This is a genomic window from Methylobacterium litchii, assembly GCF_038442315.1.
GTDB lineage: Bacteria > Pseudomonadota > Alphaproteobacteria > Rhizobiales > Beijerinckiaceae > Methylobacterium > Methylobacterium litchii.
In genome coordinates, this window is sequence record NZ_JBBXMY010000003.1 from 1 (window position 1) to 17,024 (window position 17,024).

A 17,024-nucleotide genomic window follows, 5' to 3' on the forward strand; every position below is an offset into this window, starting at 1 on the left:
CTATGCTGGATCGCTCGACGGATCGCCTCCGTCGTCGTGGCGCTGCCGTGAAGAACCTGGCCCATAGCGCGTCCCTCCACTCCGACGTGAAGAGTGCACCATCAAACCCCGGGATCAAACATCTAGGCTGCACGGATTACGGCGATGCTGATCCTTTACCCCCTGACCGGCGAGACCAGCGTGCCCCGGCCGCGGCCCGGGTAAGACACGTTCACTGACCCCCAACGGTCCGGCCCGAGAAGCGTCATGTCGCGCGCAGGCGGCCTTGCCCGATCCGGCACCCATGCAGGAGAACGAGGTCTCGGAAGTCCAACCGGTCGAGCCACATCAGGTACTCGACCGAGCGGGGGGCTCGGATACGGCCGCGATATCGCGATCGCCGCCACACCCCATCCTCCACATAGCTCGCCTTCGCCGGCCAGAACCCCTGGGCGAGGTGATACGAGATCTGGCGGACCGGGTTGTTCAGCCGCTGGACCAGCACTGGACGGCGCACGTGACCCGGCTCGGTGGGGTCGCCGGGCCGCAGGGCCGGTAGACCGGCTACCGTCGCCAGGACGGGGAGCAGGCCAGTGGTCATCAGGATATGGAGATGGGGCTGATAGGCGTCGTGAGTCGGATCGTAGTCGCCGTGCACGAAGGCGATCAGCCAGCCTTTGGCCTCTTTGAGGCCCGCCCGGACGAGTTGCTGCCGGAAGCGTTCGAGGAGCTGTCGAGGCTGCAGGGCCGGGAGGTCGGTACCGGGCAGGCGCCAGTCCGGCGGCACGATGGTAGCGAGGCGCAGATCCTCCGGCGGGTGCTCGGCGGCCAAGCGCAGGGCGGCGCCGACGAACCGCAGCCGATAGCGCCGCATGTAAGCAGCGCAGGAGAAGGTCCGGTTCGGACGTCCGCGCTCGTCGGGGGCTTCGAGCCGGCGGGCAAGCGCGAGGGCGGCCTCCGGCGTGAACCGCGCGGCCGGGTGCACCGATCGCGCGGCATCGCGCTTTGCCCATCGTCGCAGCGTCCTGACCCGACGCGCGTCCTCTATCGCGGCATCGACGCCGCGCTCGAAGCCTGGTCGCGCCGGTACGTTCTTACGCGCGCGCGTCGGCTTAAACTGATGCTGCAGGTTGTAGGCGTACCCTGGGTAGAGCAGGCGGCGCAGCTCGAACGCCCGCTCCTCGACCTCGCGCTCCATGGTGCGTTCACATTCACTCCCACAGCATTGTGAGAGGCGCCACCATTCTACATGTGGACCGGCGGCGAACAAGCCGCGGCGATACGGTCAGGGCCGAGGCACCGAGGCCAGTCACCCGCCGGCAAATCCCGGGAAAGCGCAGCAGCTTATCCTGCAAAGCTTGGCAAGAACGCCAGCGTCACATCGCTGCTACTTTCCCGGCTTTTCCCGGCCATCCCGTCCCGGCCCGGGGCAACGCCTTGAAATTTGTCTCACGCTCCCATAGTGTTATCATTCATCGTCCATGGGCTCCCTTAGCGAGTTCGGGGGCGGTTACCGTGGGAACCGCGTCCATCCTGATAGCAGGCTTGGCTGCGGACTTTATTATTACGCCACAAACCACGTACGCTTTTGGGCGTCGCGTGGCGTGCGCCCCCTCACGGTCTGATCTTGTTTTTCCCGGTCAGACCACGAGGTACGCGTGCGAGCTCCCACGCCTGATGGCTCATGCTTGGCCGGCAAGGCCGGTCCCCCGACCGTTCACGACTGCCCGGACCAGCATGGTCGCGTGTGGCTGCGCGTGGCCTACCGCGGCCACGTCGCCCACGCGCCGTTGGACCTGCTCTTTGCCGACGAGGGTGCCTTCTACGACGCCCTCCTGCGCGGCGGGGTGCGCGTCCTCGATCCGAAGGTGCGCAGCCTCGTACGCCAGACCGCGGAGGGGCCACCGGCGGGCGGGCCCATTCATGTCGTCGAGGCCGCCGGCTTCCACGGCGGGTGCTACTTAGCGCCGGGTGAGCCCCTGCCCAGAACGCTGCACGGCGTGCCGGTCGTCGATGCCCGGCCGGATGGCGAGACGGGCCAAGGGACGGCCGGGTCGCCCGCCGACTGGCGATCGGGCGCGCGCCGCTTGGCCAACGGTCAGGCTTTGCCGACCTTCGTCCTGGCCTACGGCTTCGCTGCCATTCTGCTCGCTTTCGTCGGCCGGCTGATCGATAACCCGGGGGCGGAACTCGTCGGCCCCTCTTCAATCGGCAAATCCTACCTGCTGCGCCTTCTCGCCACGATCTTCGGCGACCCCGCGTGGCTTCTCGCGTGCTGGGACGCCACGATCAACGGTCTCGAAGGTCCGATGGCCCGGGCCGACGGCGGTGCCCTGCTGCTCGACGAGGGCAGCCAGTTCCTTGCCGACGGCGGGGCGGAGCGGCGTCACGCGATGGCGCGAGCGATGTTCAAGCTCGCCCACGGCACCGAGAAGGCCCGCTACGGCACCATCAGCGTGCGCCGGCGCTTCGCCTTCCTCAGCTCGACCAACGTACCCCTCTCCGCCCTGACCGCTGGATTGCCCGTGGATGAGGCCGCCGGGGTGCGCGTGCGCGTCCTCTCGATCCCCTCGGATGCGGGCACGGGGCTCGGCGTGTTCGATCGCTTGCCGCCTGGGTGCGCGACGGGGGCCGAGGCTATCGCGGCGCTGCACGCGTTCGTCGGTGCGCAGCATGGCCACGCCGCCCCCGCCTTCGCCCGCCGCCTCGCCGCCTGCCTCTCCGCGCCGTCGGGTCACGCTTGGCTGGAGGATTACCTCGCCCGGCGGATGCGGGCGTTCGAGCGCCGCGCCGGTCTGGATCGCGCCCCCCCGACGGTAGCGCGGGCCGGTCAGACCTTCGCCCTGGCCTACGCCGCGGGCTGCCTCGCGCGCCGCTGGCGGCTGTTGCCCCTCGACCGGATCGGGCCCCTCATTCTCAAGGTCCACCGCCGTACCCTGGCGGCTGAGGCCGACGCCGTGCCCGTGGCGGGGGGCGCCCCCGCCGTCATCGGCCGCTACGTCGAGCGCCACGCGGGCGCGCTGCATGACCTGCGCCAGGGCTACCCGAACCTGAGCGCGGACGCCTGCGACGCGGCGCCCGGGTTCCTCCAGGTGATCGACGGCGCCCTACACCTGCTCCTGCGCCCCGCCCGCTGGACGGCCGCCTTCGGATCCCGCGGGCCGACCCTGCTGCGCGATCTACGCCAATCCGGACATCTGGTCGCCCGCGACGGGCTGCAACTCCAGACCCGTGTGCGCCGCCTCGTGGCGAAGGACCGGGTCTACGCCATTCGCCTCGACACGAGCTAGCTGCACTGCTGTGTCGATGGGCAATCATACAACTTAGCAGCACCTCAATAGACTGGAATTGACATGGACATCGTGCAGAACACCACCCCCTCCCAAACGTACAGAGCAACCATTGTTTCGTCCGCGCCCATCATCGCGGCTTTCACCGATGTGGTCGACATTGCGATGAGCTGCGGGATCCCGCCGGAAGAAACGATCACTCTGATCCGCCACAAGCGTTTCCCAACGCCGATCAATCAGGACGCCGTCGGTGATGCTGGACCCCTCGACTGTTTGTGGATGTGGGATCGCGTTGAGGGCTTTCTCGCGAAGTACTCGGAGGCCCGTGCAAGCGAGGCCCGCCGCGGCCCGGCTGCCGCGAAGGCCGACTGAGTGACCGGCGATGTCGGCGGCACAAGTTCTATTGGGCTGCCGACATCGTCATTCAAGCGTCTGCGAGCCGACCCTTGAACGCGATCACCTCCCTTATCCCAGTAGGAGACCCGCATGACCCAGGCCACCAAGTCGATCACCCGCAAAACTCAGCGCACCGCCCGCCCAGCGACCCGTACAAAGGCCCGGGCCGGCGCCTCCGCCCCCCGCGCCCGTCGAGCCAAGCCGGAGGACGAGCCTGGGGCGTTCGGGCGGCCCACCCGGGCGACCGTGGCGGCGCGTACTGAATTGCGGGACTGGCTCGCGGAAGGCCCGCTGCATCGGGTGGACGCGCTGAAGATGACGAGCCTGCTGCTGAGCGCCGCGGTGCAGGAGGCACGCGCGTTCCTGGGGCCCCCGTCCCTGACGATGGCGCTGGCCGTGATCGGCACGGTGCCGGAGAAGGTGACCGGGGAGGATCTCGAAGCCAAGGTGGAGAGCATCCTGATGGGCGTTGCCGAGTGCCAGCTGTGAGGCCACGGTTACGCTGTGTGGGTCTTTCTGGCCGTTTCAGATCGGTGGGAAGCGATGAGAGCCCGCAGGCCCGGCGCGGGCGGCCCGTAGCTTACGACCATCACGTCTAGGTCGCAGTCATCCATGAGCCGCAACGCCCGCTGCATTGCGGCATCGATCCACGCATCCGCATTGCCGAAGGCGCCCCCGCCGAGCCGCGTCAGCAGCACGCGGTTCGAGGCGCCGCGCACCGCGTTCAGCACCCCGGCCAGCAGGGTGCCCTCGTAGGCGGCGTCCAGTACGAGCCGGGCGAACGGCGCCCACGACGCGACCGGTAGCCCTGCATAGGCCACCGGCATCGCCGAGCAGAAGATCTGGCTGACGAGCGGGCCCGGCTTCGGCCCATCGGTAACCTAGACGTCCATGTGCAGTCCAAGCTGCAGCCGGCCGCGCAAGTCGTCGAGGGTGTCCTCGTCGGCCGCGCTCAGGTGCCCGGCGATGGCATCCAAGCTTGCCCGCGTCGGCAGGGCGTAGCCATTACGCATCGTCCATAACTTTCCCCGGTCGATGCCGAGATGTCGCGCGAGGGCGGCCCCGAGATCGGCGAGGCCGTCGAGCTGACGTTGCGCCGTCTGACCCACGCCGTCACCGACCGGCATGAGGTAGTTGCGGTGAAGGGTGGCCGCGCCCGCCGCCATCGCGCAGGCCGGACCCTGCGTGCGGTCGTGGGCGTAACGGGTAACGCCGTCCTCCGGGGTCACGTCCGGCCCGACCATCTCCAGCATGTTGAACTGCGAGGCAACCTGGAACAGCGCGCCGCGGTACTCTGGCGCCCGGTGCAGGGCGCGCACGTCGCCCTCGACGATGGAGAGCCGCAGCCGACCGAAGTGCCGGAAGTTTGCAGCGGCCGCGCGCAGCTCCCCGAGTGACGGCAATGTCAGTGTTCCAACCGCATAGCTCTCACCCGTGCCCTCGCGCACGAGGCGGCCATCGACCACGCGCAACCGCGCCTGCGTCTCGCGGTAACCCGCCTCTCGGAACCCCGTCAGTCGCTCGAACCAGTCCATAGCGCCCCCCATCCATGTACCGCCGATTTCTTCACCGCATTAGTCGCACGGCGTCATGTCGATCTGCATCGTGCCGCCCGCGAATTGGCCAAGCTCGGGGAATGGCGCCGTCTGCCGGATCGCCCGGTCCGCTGCTTCGGCGGCGGCGTTCAGCTGGTCCGGCGTCGCCCGTTCGCTTTGCGAGCGCAGCAGGCGCGGTGCGGCCTGCAACTCGGCGTCGAAGTCTAGCGTCACCGCGAAGGTCAGGATCAGGCTAGGATCGGCGCGCAGCGGCTCGGGGATTGCCCAGGCCTGCCGCAGGCGACGTGCCATCGCACGCTGCGGGTCGTTGCGCAGCGGGCTGGTCATGCAGCGCAACCCCGCCGGGGACGGCGCGACGGGCAGGCCCACGCCGGTCGCTGCCGCTTCCCGCGGCACTGGTCCAGCCTGGAGGGGCGCACGCGTCGAGCGGTTCGGATCGCTGAGGGCGACGTTCGGACGGCGGTTCACCCCGCCCGTGGGCGGCGTGATGCGGCAACCCTCGAACACGATGCGGATGTTGGCCGGGCGGTCCTGCATCGTGAACGCCCCGATCCCGGGTGCGGTCATGTGCACGATGCCGTAGGGCGGGGTGATCCCGCGCAGTACCGTCAGGCTGGCCGCGTCCGACGCTGCCACCTTGCAGAAGAAGCCTTGGCCCGGCGTACCCGAGCTGCCGAGCCGGCCCGACAAGTGAACGAGCCAACCGGTTGGGACAGGCTCGATGCCGCTCACCCCGACATCGAAGTCGATGCCGCGGTCCAGCGAGGCGCGAAAGTCGTCCCGCTGCAGCGGGTTGGTCAGCGCCATGACTCCACGCTGCCCCATCCACTCGAAGTCGGTGTAGGCCCCCTCGGACCTATCAAGCGCCGCACCGGAGTCGAGCCCGAGCTGTGCGGCGATGCTTGCGCGCTCCTCACGACCTTCCCGCAGCACGCGTTCGTGGATCGCGGCAACCGACGTACCGGCGACCTCCGGGCTTAGTGCCTGCAGCCGCGCGAGGTAGGCGTCGAACGCGGCAAGCCGCTGCGGGGGCGGGAGGTCGGTATAGGCGTTGGCCGCCGCCACCTCGGCGAGCAAGGCCCGCAGCTTTGCCGGGACCGAGTCGCTGCCGGTCCGGGGTCGTAACAGCGGCGCCAGGTGCCGCCAGCCCGTGGCGGGCCTGCACGGCGGCGATGTCGGCGCGGACCCGCTCGAACTGAGCGAGGAACGTCGTGAGCACAGCCGCCGCTGGGGTATCGGCGATCTTGGTGGCGAGCGCGCGCATCCGGTCGCGGTAGCTGTCCATACGGGCAAGCACCTCACCGGGTGGAATCGCCTTGTAGCCCTCCCCAGTGAAGGCGATCACCTCGTTGGTCAGCGCCAGTACCTGGGACTGCGCGTCCGCATCGCGCGCGGTGTACTCCCGCGTGCTTTGCCCAACCGAAGGTGTTTGGGCGACCGCCTCGCGAACGATTGGCGCATGGGCGAGCAGCAGCGCGAGCGTGAGGTTCGAAGCGCAGCGGCTGAGGGGCATCGGAACCATGGGAAGGCGCCTCGGTGGTGGATGGGGGGTGACGGGGAGCAGGGCCCCTTGGATCGCCAAATGAGGGATTGTCGGTCCGTCGATTGTCAAGCCGCGGATCTGGCTGTCTCGCGCGATGGACGCGCGCACGATCATCGGCTGGAACCTGCGGCGGCTGCGGGTCGAGCACGGGCTGTCGCAGGAGCGGTTGGCGTTGGCCGCCGGGATCGACCGCGCCTATGTCGGGCGGGTCGAGCGCGGTTCGGAGAACGTGACGATCACCACGCTCGAGGCGATGGCGACCGCCCTGTCGGTGCCGGTCGCGATCCTGCTGACCGAGCCCGCGGCCGATGCCCCGCCGCCGATGCCGCTGCGGGCCGGTCGCAAGCGCGCGTCGTAGCCAGGCGGTCATCGGTCGGCCTCGCCCGTCGCTACGAGGCCGCGTAAATCCTGAAGGATCGTCCGCAGCTCGCGCCATGGCGATAGCCCCGCTGCGGAGGGGCCTGGCTCGCGGCTGCTCAACAGCACGAGCAGCTTGATCACCACCGCGTCGAGGGTCCGGGCCGGCGTGGCGATCAAGCCGTCAGCATGATCAAGCACCGCCTCGTCGAAGGCGGCCTCACTCAGCAGCGCGCCGGTGAGGCCGGCCCTGCGCGCGGCCTCGTCCCAGCGTCGTTGCCGGCGCTGGAGAGCCCGCTGCAGGCGTCGGCGATGCGGGCCCAGGGGCAAGGCCTCGGTGAGGGTACTCGCATCGGTGGCATGGCGACGCACGCCGTCCTCGTCGGGCGGCAGCGCGACGCGCGGGGGGCCGATCTGCGCGGTGAGCGTCGCCTCGATGCGGTCGCACGCGGCGAGCGCGGCCTCGTGGCGGTCGAGCAGCGCCCGGAACTCGGCGAACAGCCGGGGCATCGGATCGACGATTGGCCCAAGGGTGGTCGTTTGGAGTGATGGCCACCCGAGGACGGTCGGCATCCCCTCCAGGCCCATCGCCGGAACACCGCCGAGCAGGGCGAGCAGGCGGCGTCGGGATGGCGATCCGCGTGCCGGGGGCGCGATCACCCCCGTGATTGGGACGTCTTCGATCCCGGCTACCTCAGTACTCCCCGGCGAGCATGATCGTCATGACGCGGGCGGTGGCGCTGGCGTCGGCCGGGTCCGGGGAGGCCTGGGTGAGGGAACGGTCGTAGTAGTCGATCTTGAAGAAGATCCGCTCGCCTACGGCTTCGACCGCGCCGAAATCGTGCTCGCCGTATGGGTCGTTGTCGGCATCGAACCGGTCGAAGGCGGCGACAGCGTCGACGATCGCCTGCTGGCGTTCGCGGCCTAGCGCGATGATCCCGGCGGTGAGCACGAGGGTCCCGCCGGACAGCGTGCGGCGGAGGATGTCGTTGAGCGCACGAATGCGATCCGCGTCGAGGACGGCGGTCATGGGAACCTCATGGATATGGAATGGGGCAGCTGGCCGGAGGGCCGATCGGGGGGTGAGGGGCGACCGCCTCGGCACCGTGGAGGGGTTGCCGGGGGCGTATCTGGTCCCGCCCCCGGCAGCGGTCGCCAGTAGGGCGCCTAGGCGTCGCTGGCGGGGGGCAGCAGCGCCAGCTTGTCAGCTGACCGAAGAATGGTCGGATCTGTTGGCCACCCCACCCAACGCAGGGCGAGTACGGGCCCGTTGACCCCGATGACCTCAGCCTCCCACCAGCCGTCCTCTGGGCCCTCGTGTGCGAGGACGATGCTGCCGAGGCCGATCTCACCCCGGTCACCTGGGTGGTGCTGACCGACGAAGAGTCCGGCGCCCGGTCGGGGGGCCGGCGGTTTGCTGGGCGGCTCGCCTTGACCGCTGGCTGGGGCCGGGGACGTCGCGGTGGTGTTGGTGACGGGCTGCTTCGGAGGATCGCTTCGCCCCGGCGCGTCCGCTGCCGCGACAGCCAGCTCAGCTTCTTCCCCAGCCAACGCCAGGAGTTGGGCATAGAGGTCACGCTTAGTGAACGAGGCGTGCGCCCGGCCGCTCGGCAGCATCCGTCCACGGGCGAGCTGTCGGGCAAGCGTCCGTCCCGCCTCATCGGTGATCGGTAGCTCTCTCAGGCTGGCGTCGGTCGCCGCGGTACGGGCGGCAGCTGCATCAGCGGCATCGAACCAGGCGGCCCGGGGCCGCCCCCCGCGATCGCGGCCAAACAAAACTAGGACGGGCGGTTGGGGGGTGAGCGGAGTCTCCGTGATGAGGGCGGGTAGGTTGCTGCGGGGTGAGGATTTAGCGGTCATGAAAGGCCCCTGAAACGACGAAGGCCCCCATGTTGGGGGCCTTGCTTAGAGGTACTGCTCCGGGGCGCGTGCTGGCTGGCGCACGATTGCGGTCTGGGCCGCGGTGTTCGTGATCGTGTGTGCATGGCACGTTCCCTCAGTGAGCGCTGGCCAGCACCAATGCGATACACCGGTTTGCTGGCCAACACAGTCAGCATAGCAGTACCGAATTCCTTGTCAAGAATAAAATCCTATAAGCTCTAAATTTGGGAGGTAGTGCTAGTCCTCATCAAAAATAACAATCGGCTCGCCGCCTGTAAGCAGACCTTCGGCTTTGCGCCCATCCCAGCCATTCATCACGTTGTCGTTCAGCTCCCGAAGCGGACATGACGGCGGATGACAAGCAGGACCGCGAGCACTTGCTCGGCATGATCGAGACCATCCAGGCCGACAACGCCGCCCCCGCGTTCCGGGTGGAAGCCGCCGAGGACGAGGCCGCCCACGTCCTCGCCCGCCTCGCCAAGGTCGAGAAGCAACTCGACCGCTTCCGGGCTCCGCCTTGGTCAAGCGGTCGCGACCCATCGTCAGCCATCGCGCCAGGGTTCGTGCCGACGGCACACGCTGCAGCCGTTCGATCTTGGCCTGCTCCGCGCGTCGACGCCGCGTCGCCCATTCCCCGACCACGCGCAGCGATCCCCGGCAGCCTTGTCCCTTCGCCCTGCGCCAAAGTTCGGTCGCGTTGCGGCTGCCAGCATCCCACTGGGCATCGAGCCAGGGTAGGTAGGCGTCGAGCGAACTCTGGCGGACCCGGAAGACGTCGGTACGCTCCCCACGCAGGACTGCACGCACCACCTTGCGGCTGTGGCCAAGACGTTGGCAGATCCGGCGGATCGGAACGCCCGCCTCGGCGAGTGCGCAGATGGCCGCGTCCGCCTCCTCCCGTCGCAGGTAACCCTCGTACTGGATGCGCTCGGCTGCAGTGAGCAGCGCCGGATCGATCGAGGCTGCGCCGACGACCTCGCGAACCTGACGCATCGACCTGCGCACGGCATCGAGGAAGCCACGGGTGCCATTCTCCATGAGGTGCCACCGGTCGGCGACCTGGATGGCCTGCGGCAGAGCACGAGCGATGGCCTCACCATATCCGCCCCCACGGTCACGGGCGACGATCCGGATCGAGCCGTTCATCTCCAGCCATGTCTGTGCGGTGGCCTGTTCGCGGTCCGGTACCGCTATCCCGGCGCGGCGCGTTGGGCCGTGCGCGACCTTTCGCTGACGATCCGTGCCGGCGAGGTCGTGGCACTGGTGGGCGAGAACGGCAGCGGCAAGACCACGATCGTCAAGCTTTTGGCGCGGCTCTACGATCCGACCGAGGGACGTATCCTGCTCGACGGACGGGACCTGCGCGACTACGACCCCGAGGCGCTGCGAACGCGCATCGGGGTGATCTTTCAGGACTTCGTCCGGTTCGACCTCACGGCCGCCGAGAACATCGCGGTCGGACGGATCGAAGCGCAGGACGACGAAGGTCGGATCGCGGGTGCCGCCACGCGCGCCCTGGCCGATGGCGTGGTCGGCCGGTTGCCGGCAGGATACAGCCAGCGCCTGGGGCGGCGTTTCGAAGATGGGGTCGATCTATCCGGCGGGGAATGGCAGAAGCTCGCAATCGCACGCGCCTACATGCGCGAGGCCAAAATCCTCGTACTGGACGAGCCGACGGCGGCGCTCGATGCGCGTGCGGAAGCCGAGGTGTTCGCCCGCCTTCGTGCGCTCGCGGTGGGGCGCACCGCACTCCTGATCTCGCATCGGTTCTCAAGCGTCCGCCGCGCCGACCGGATCGTCGTGCTCGACGGCGGCCGGGTGCGCGAGGCCGGCACCCACGATGAACTGGTACGCAACAGTGGGCGCTATGCCGAACTGTTCGAGCTCCAAGCCGCTGCTTATCGCTAGCCTTCCGGTGATAGCCGACAATGTCCCCCGGAAAGCGATGCGCCGGCGGGATCGCCTCTCGGCGGACGGACACGCCGCTGTACGGTTCCTGGCAGACGCGCGGTTCGCCGAATGACAAGCCCCCGGCTTGGCGAGCGCGGCGAAGCAATCCAGGGACACACCACATCCTGAGAGGACTTGTCGCCCCGGGAGTGCTTCGCGGCGTTCGCAATGACGGCGAGGGAGCCGCCGGTGGGCGAGAAACGTCTTCTCCGTCAGTCTCTCTCAGCAGCCTGCCTGCGGACCCGTACGTGCAAACAGGCAGGGGCGTCTGCTTTCACACCCCGTTCGCCGCCCCCAGGCAAATGCCGCGAGATCGTATCATGGGCCACAAATATCTCGGCACGCGTGCAACATTTTTCTTATAAAAACTGCGCGAATACTTCAGAGTACTGTTTAAATGCGCCCATGTACCGCCAAATTATGTTTCGCGAGATATGATAAACACCAGAATTTTATATCCGACACATCTTAAATCATCACTGCATCCTACGCTCCACCATTTTGATTGCCGAAAGCAATAAGCCGCCGGCGCCACTTCGCGGCATGTGACAAAAAATCAACATTCACCCGAAACACAAAACGTCACAACTTTTTTCGCTTCCCAGGCGATCGGGATAGTTTACAAATTATTAACTTTTTGATGCGGCGTTCAGGCCTCTCATGCCAGTATACGCTCTTGTTATTTGCGTTTTTGCGTTTCTCTTTGAGGGAATCGCTGCTGCGGAAGATCTTTCGCGCGCAAATCTGGCGAATGAGGTCTCAAAAGAGGTTTCGACGCGCTCGCCACGGGCAAAGACTGTGTCACCCTCGTCGGCGAAAGGCGTCGTGCCACGCGATTCACGGCCAGGAAATAGTTTTCATTTCAGCCCGGAGGACGTGGAAACCACCGCCGCGGTCTCTCCGGACGATGCCGAACCGAAGGAAGTGGGCGTTCCCGCGCCGGTCGGCGGCTACAGGCTGAATTTCGAGCGGGCCGACATCAAGGATGTCGTCCACGCGATCCTGAGCACCACTCTCGGACTGAACTATACCCTTGCGGGAGACGTGAACGGTCAAGTCACGATTTCCTCGCCTCGCCCCCTGAGCCGAGAGGAATTGCTCACCGCCCTGGAGACGACCCTCGCGGGTCAGGGCCTCGCGCTGACCCGCGCCGGATCGGGCTACCGGGTGGCGCCGAATGCCCTCAGCCCCGGAAAAGTCTCGTTCGGCCGCGCCGGCGAACCCGGTTATGGCGTCACGATCGTCCCGCTGCGCTACGTCTCGGCGGCGGTGATGTCGCGTCTGGTCTCGGGTTTCGTCGCCGATGCGGACGGCCTGCGCTTCGACGTGGCGCGCAATACGATGATCGTCAAAGGTCCGGCCCAGCGACGGCAGGAGGCCGTGAACGCGATCCTCTCGTTCGACGCGGATTGGATGCGTGGTCAATCGGTGAGTCTGTTTGAGCTACGCCGTGCACGGCCGGACGCTCTCGTGGCGGAACTGACCCAACTCTTCGATACGGGCGAAAACGGCACCGGGGCCGGGCTGATCCAATTCAAGCCGATCGCGCGCCTGCGCACGATCATGGTCACATCGAAGAACCCGAATCTGATCCGCCGCGCGGAGACCTACATTCGAAAGCTCGACAGCGCGAACGAGACGGCCGAAGACAATGTCTTTATCTACAAGGCGCGGTATCGCGACGCGCGCGACCTGGCGAGGGTCGTGAACAACCTGTTCGGCTCGGGTCAGGGCGGAATGGGCGGAACCGGCCTCGATGCATCACGGCCCTCTTCTGCCGGGATGATGGGATCGGGCCTGTCCGGCTCCGGCGCGGGGGGATCGGGCCTGGGCGGCTCCGGGGGCGGCTTCAATTCCGGGCTCGGCGGCGCGGGGGCGAGCACGCCGAACGCCGGTGCATCCGGCGCTTCGGGAGGCGAATCACGCGGCACCGATCTCCTCAAGGCGCGTTTCGCGGCGAATTTCAACGATGGGAACACGTTCGCGAGCGGCGCGGGGGGCGGCGGGCCGAGCTATACGGCCGGACCCGGCCAATCGGGCGGGCTCCTCGATCTGACGCAGCGCTCCCAGGCGCGTCGTGTGGCGATCAGCGTCGATCCGTCGAACAACGCCGTGGTCGTCTATACCGACGGCGAGAGCTACCGAAAGATCCACGCCGCGCTCCGCCAGCTCGACGGCATGCCGCCGCAGGTGGCGATCAACGTCACCATCGCCGAAGTGAAGCTGACGGATCAGCTGAAGTACGGCGTGCAATATTATCTCGACAGCAGCCGGATCGGCCTCGGAAAGAACAAGGGATCGTTCGGCCTCGTCAGTGCGGCGGCCTCGGCTGCACCGAACGTCCTCAAGCCTGGGACGGGGGGCTTCAATTTCCTCGGCGGCAGCTATGCCGGCCCGGACATCGTGCTCTCCGCGCTCGATGGCTTCACCGACGTGAAGATCCTGTCATCGCCCTCGCTCGTCGTCGTCGAGAACCAGCCGGCGACCCTGCAGGTCGGCGATGCGGTACCGATCACCACCCGCCAAGCCCAGAGCGTCGAAGTCTCGAACGCGCCGCTCATCAACCAAGTAGAGTTTCGCGACACCGGCATCATCCTCAACGTCATCCCGCGCATCGGGCAGGACAACGCGGTCACACTTCAAATCGAGCAAGAGATTTCAGCCGTCGTCGCGGCAGCCGATACGCTGACGCCGACGATCTCGAAGCGCCGGGTCGCCAGCATGATCTCCGTCGCCAACGGACATACCGTGCTGCTGGCCGGCCTCATCAGCGAGAAGCGGCAGCGCGAGCGCGACGGTATCCCCTTCCTGAACCGCATCCCGAATGTCGGCACGCTGTTCAGCTCGACTGACAACAGCGCCGAGCGCACGGAACTCGTGGTCTTCATCCGCCCCGTCGTCGTGCGCAATGCCGGCGATGCCCGGGCCGTCACGGAGGATTATCGCGACAAGCTGCTCGATGCCGGCGTGCGCCGTGGGGCACGCCCTCACGCCCCCGTCTACAAGCCCTGACGCCATGATCCGGAGCCGCGCCGACCACGCGATCAGGGGGCAGGCCGTGGCGGGCATACGCACCGCGAACGGGGGTTATGTCCTCATCGAACTGATGCTGGCCCTGGTGATCGTCAGCCTGCTGGCGGGCCTCGCCTTGCCCCGGGCTTCCGCCACGGGAGGGGTCAGCGAACTCAGGTCGATCGCCGCGCGCATCGCGGTCCTGTTGCGAGCGGACCGGAACGCGGCGCTTCGCGGAGGCCAGCCGGTCGTGAGCCAACTCGACCGGCAGTCGGGTGCCGTCCGCTCCGGCTCGGGAGCCAACACGGTCGTGCTTCCCCCGCACTATCGGATGCTGGTCTCCGATAGGCTGGCAGGCGGCGTCCGCTTCGATCCGGACGGTCAGGCGACGGTGGGCGATATCGCGATCCTGAACGCGCGGGAGCAGCGGGTGGTCCTCCGGATCGATCCGGTGAGCGCCGCCGTCTACGTGCAGGGCAGCGAGGCGCGTCATGCACCCTGACCACCTCCAAGCCGGACGGAACCGCGAGGACGGGTTCGTTCTGGCCGAGACCCTGGCGGCGCTGGCCATCAGCGGCGCGGTTCTGCTCGGCCTCTATTCCTTGACCAACGTCGTATCCCGCCATGCCGGGCTGGTCTTCGGCCGCGTCGAAGCCTCGGAGACCGACCGGAGGGGCCTCGACGCGATTGCCCGGGAAATCGCGCTCGCCCAGCGGCAGCGGTGGGCGGGGCCGCTGGAGGCGCGCCCCTTCATTTTCCTCGGAAGCGCCGACGCCCTGCTGTTCGCGGTCGATTCTCCCACCGGCTCCGCCACGGCGCCCTCGCAGATCGTGCAACTTCAAAGCGTCGTCACAGCGGCCGGCGGCGAGGTCTTCCGCGCCGAGGCCGCGTTCTCCCCCGCCGCGCGGGACAGTGCCGATCTCGTCCGGGAACCCGTCCGCCTCCTGCATCGCAGCCCCTGGCGCCTGCGGTTCGCCTACATCGCCGCAGCGACCGCCAAGACCCCCGAGATCGCTTTCGACGCCTGGGACCTGCCTGATTCGATGCCCGTCGCCGTGCGACTGTCGTTGGAGGATCCGGAGACCGGTTCGGTCGCCCGATCGCTGCGCGTCGCCCTGCGCGTGGAAGCCGAATCGGGGTGTGCCACCCCCATGAAAGCCTTTTGCAGCCGACCTGCCGACCGGGACGGCGACGATGGGGTCAGCACCGCGGCCATCGTCAACGCCCTTCAGGGGCGAAAGCCATGAGGGGCAAGCGGGATGGCTTCATCGTCGTCGCGGTGCTGGCCGTGCTGGCCCTGCTGACCGGCGTGCTCGGCTCCCTCAGCCTCGCGGTCCGGGGCGAGATCGATGCGGTGCTGACGGCGTCCGAACAGATGCGGCTCGAAGGGCTGACCCAGGCCGGGGCGAGCCTCGTCACCTACGAACTCTACGAACTCAAGCGCCCGGCCTTCCGCGTCAACGGCCGCACAATTCGCCTCGATGACGGTGTGGTGCAAGTGACCGTAGAGGACGAAGCCGGGAAGATCGATCTTAACGGATCGCCTCCCGTGCTGCTCGCGGGTCTCTACCGGGCAGCCGGTCTCGCCGACATGGAACCCGAAGTCTTCGCGGCCAAGGTCGTCGCATGGCGCGAGCGGTTCCCATCCACGGGCGCGAACCGCGAGCGGCGGGAACCGGGCTTCCGCTCTATCGGCGAATTGCGCTGGCTGCCCGGCCTGACCCCGTCCGAAGCGGCCGTGCTCTCGGAGTTCGTGACCGTCCTGAACCCTCAGGGGAAGATCGCTCCGGCGACCGCGCCCGTCACCGTCCTCAATGCCCTTCCCGGCCTGATGCCGCAGACCATCGACCGCGTGCTGCGACTCCGCGAGGACCCCACGGACCAGTTGGCTGAGGATTTGGCAAACCTGCTCCGTGATCAGCAAGCCTTCCTCGCCGTCAAAGCCGGTCGCTGCTTCCGCATCCTTCTGGACGCGACTACGACCGCGCGGTCGCACAAGCGCATCTGGATGACGACCGTCAAGGCCGCACGGGATCAGGCTCTTTACTACACAACCTCGTATGAACCGGTGTTTTGAGTACAGCGACCTGTCACCTAGCGTTCAAAGAACGATCGGCCCTCTAAACGCGGCAGTCGAGAGATTGCCTTGCGGCTGTATTGTCGTTTTGACGAATCATTAATTGTGCTTCGATAACACAATTCGATCAAATTTTACGAAATCAATGCAGTTTTTGCTTGATATATAAAAACACTCAACTGAGTATTCGTTCGGACTTGCGAGTTGGGGAGCACGTCCGAATCATCAGTGAGGACCAATCATGCACAGACATGCGAAAAAGGGGCTGCTTGCGGCAGCTCTCACCATCGGATCCTTGGGAGGAATCTCGTCGGCTCAAGCACAGGTCGCCTGCCCGATCAGCTACGACGCGCTGAAAGCGGCGGTGACACAGGCTGCGGCCGCCGACTCCACGGGATTCAACAACGATTTCTGGGCTGTTGCCGTGAATCGCTCCGGCAATGTTTGCGCCGTGGCGTATTCGGGCGCGGCGATCGACTCGCAATGGCTCGGCAGCCGGCAGATTGCTGCGGCCAAGGCCTATACCGCCAACGCGTTCAGCCTCAGCGTCACGGCCGGTCGCGGACCGCTCTCGACGGCACAGCTCTACGGCTTCGCGCAGCCGTCGCCGAGCGGCGGTAACCCCTTGTTCGGTCTTGAGGGCGGCAACGTCCTGCAGGCCGAGAAGGCCTACAATGGTGACTACTTCCAATTCGGCACCGCGCAGGACCCGATGCTCGGCTTCCGGATCGGCGGCACGATCACCTTCGGCGGCGGCCTCGCGCTCTATTCTGGCAACTTTGCCGTGGGCGCGGTCGGCGTGTCCGGGGACACCGCCTGCGCCGACCACTCGGTCGCATGGCGCATCCGCCAGATCCTGAACCTGCGCGGGCCGGAGACGGACACGATCACCCTGGTGAACGGCGCGACGCCGGCGACGGGCGGCCACCCGAATTGTCCGAATTCGGCGGGCACTCAGGGCCAGTCGACCAACAGCTGATCAG

16 protein-coding genes and 2 pseudogenes are annotated in these 17,024 nt (G+C 67.3%); 10 read left to right on the top strand and 8 right to left on the bottom strand.

From position 1 onward, the window contains the following. Positions 1-244: 244 nt before the first annotated feature. Entirely contained in the window at positions 245-1,177 is a 933-nt protein-coding gene (locus tag AAHF99_RS07370; RefSeq protein ID WP_342163471.1) for a hypothetical protein, read from the bottom strand. Positions 1,178-1,736: 559 nt separating this feature from the next. Here AAHF99_RS07370 and AAHF99_RS07375 point away from each other — a divergent pair. The 3 genes from AAHF99_RS07375 to AAHF99_RS07385 all read left to right on the top strand — a co-directional run bounded on the left by AAHF99_RS07375 (position 1,737) and on the right by AAHF99_RS07385 (position 4,154). Next, positions 1,737-3,269, top strand: a complete 1,533-nt coding sequence (locus AAHF99_RS07375) for a DUF927 domain-containing protein (RefSeq protein WP_342163472.1) — start codon at positions 1,737-1,739, stop codon at positions 3,267-3,269. 63 nt (positions 3,270-3,332) lie between these two features. Then, positions 3,333-3,641 carry a hypothetical protein gene (locus AAHF99_RS07380; RefSeq protein WP_342163473.1) on the top strand — a complete coding sequence of 103 codons (309 nt, stop codon included), beginning with the start codon at positions 3,333-3,335 and terminating at the stop codon, positions 3,639-3,641. Between the two features lie 114 nt (positions 3,642-3,755). Further along, positions 3,756-4,154, top strand: coding sequence for a hypothetical protein (locus AAHF99_RS07385; RefSeq protein ID WP_342163475.1), 399 nt, complete (start codon positions 3,756-3,758; stop codon positions 4,152-4,154). Positions 4,155-4,162: 8 nt separating this feature from the next. Here AAHF99_RS07385 and AAHF99_RS07390 read toward each other — a convergent pair whose 3' ends face one another. From AAHF99_RS07390 to AAHF99_RS07400, 3 genes are read right to left on the bottom strand one after another with little or no spacing between them, the layout of a single operon-like run. Further along, entirely contained in the window at positions 4,163-4,492 is a 330-nt protein-coding gene (locus AAHF99_RS07390) for a hypothetical protein (RefSeq protein ID WP_342163477.1), read from the bottom strand. A gap of 54 nt (positions 4,493-4,546) precedes the next feature. Continuing rightward, entirely contained in the window at positions 4,547-5,200 is a 654-nt protein-coding gene (locus tag AAHF99_RS07395) for a hypothetical protein (protein WP_342163479.1), read from the bottom strand. Positions 5,201-5,239: 39 nt separating this feature from the next. Continuing rightward, complete coding sequence (locus AAHF99_RS07400; protein ID WP_342163480.1) at positions 5,240-6,298, bottom strand: hypothetical protein; 1,059 nt, start codon at positions 6,296-6,298, stop codon at positions 5,240-5,242. Between the two features lie 560 nt (positions 6,299-6,858). Here AAHF99_RS07400 and AAHF99_RS07405 point away from each other — a divergent pair. After that, a complete protein-coding gene (locus tag AAHF99_RS07405) occupies positions 6,859-7,122 on the top strand; it encodes a helix-turn-helix domain-containing protein (protein ID WP_342163481.1) in 264 nt (87 codons plus the stop codon). A gap of 8 nt (positions 7,123-7,130) precedes the next feature. On the opposite strand, the gene AAHF99_RS07410 is transcribed toward AAHF99_RS07405, so the two are convergent. From AAHF99_RS07410 to AAHF99_RS07425, 4 genes and pseudogenes are all read right to left on the bottom strand, one after another. Continuing rightward, on the bottom strand, positions 7,131-7,694 hold the full coding sequence (locus tag AAHF99_RS07410) for a hypothetical protein (RefSeq protein WP_342163482.1): 564 nt from the start codon (positions 7,692-7,694) through the stop codon (positions 7,131-7,133). A 121-nt stretch (positions 7,695-7,815) separates the two neighbouring features. Beyond that, on the bottom strand, positions 7,816-8,151 hold the full coding sequence (locus tag AAHF99_RS07415) for a DUF3768 domain-containing protein (RefSeq protein ID WP_342163483.1): 336 nt from the start codon (positions 8,149-8,151) through the stop codon (positions 7,816-7,818). 1,177 nt (positions 8,152-9,328) lie between these two features. Continuing rightward, entirely contained in the window at positions 9,329-9,496 is a 168-nt protein-coding gene (locus AAHF99_RS07420; protein WP_342163484.1) for a hypothetical protein, read from the bottom strand. Between the two features lie 16 nt (positions 9,497-9,512). Continuing rightward, positions 9,513-10,190, bottom strand: a pseudogene (locus AAHF99_RS07425) (transposase); the annotation flags it as partial. On the opposite strand from AAHF99_RS07425, the pseudogene AAHF99_RS07430 reads away from it, so the two are divergent. The 6 genes and pseudogenes from AAHF99_RS07430 to AAHF99_RS07455 form a co-directional block, all read left to right on the top strand. Next, positions 10,182-10,910, top strand: a pseudogene (locus tag AAHF99_RS07430) (ABC transporter ATP-binding protein); the annotation flags it as partial. The pseudogenes AAHF99_RS07425 and AAHF99_RS07430 overlap by 9 nt on opposite strands. Before the next feature lie 702 nt (positions 10,911-11,612). Continuing rightward, complete coding sequence (gene gspD, locus AAHF99_RS07435; protein WP_342163485.1) at positions 11,613-13,964, top strand: type II secretion system secretin GspD; 2,352 nt, start codon at positions 11,613-11,615, stop codon at positions 13,962-13,964. A 4-nt stretch (positions 13,965-13,968) separates the two neighbouring features. Continuing rightward, positions 13,969-14,466, top strand: a complete 498-nt coding sequence (locus AAHF99_RS07440; protein ID WP_342163487.1) for a prepilin-type N-terminal cleavage/methylation domain-containing protein — start codon at positions 13,969-13,971, stop codon at positions 14,464-14,466. Next, positions 14,456-15,211 carry a PulJ/GspJ family protein gene (locus AAHF99_RS07445; RefSeq protein WP_342163488.1) on the top strand — a complete coding sequence of 252 codons (756 nt, stop codon included), beginning with the start codon at positions 14,456-14,458 and terminating at the stop codon, positions 15,209-15,211. The genes AAHF99_RS07440 and AAHF99_RS07445 overlap by 11 nt, the downstream gene beginning before the upstream one ends. 41 nt (positions 15,212-15,252) lie before the next feature. Continuing rightward, a complete protein-coding gene (locus AAHF99_RS07450) occupies positions 15,253-16,041 on the top strand; it encodes a type II secretion system protein GspK (RefSeq protein WP_342163489.1) in 789 nt (262 codons plus the stop codon). Positions 16,042-16,282: 241 nt separating this feature from the next. Then, entirely contained in the window at positions 16,283-17,020 is a 738-nt protein-coding gene (locus tag AAHF99_RS07455; protein ID WP_342163491.1) for a heme-binding protein, read from the top strand. Positions 17,021-17,024: the final 4 nt, after the last annotated feature.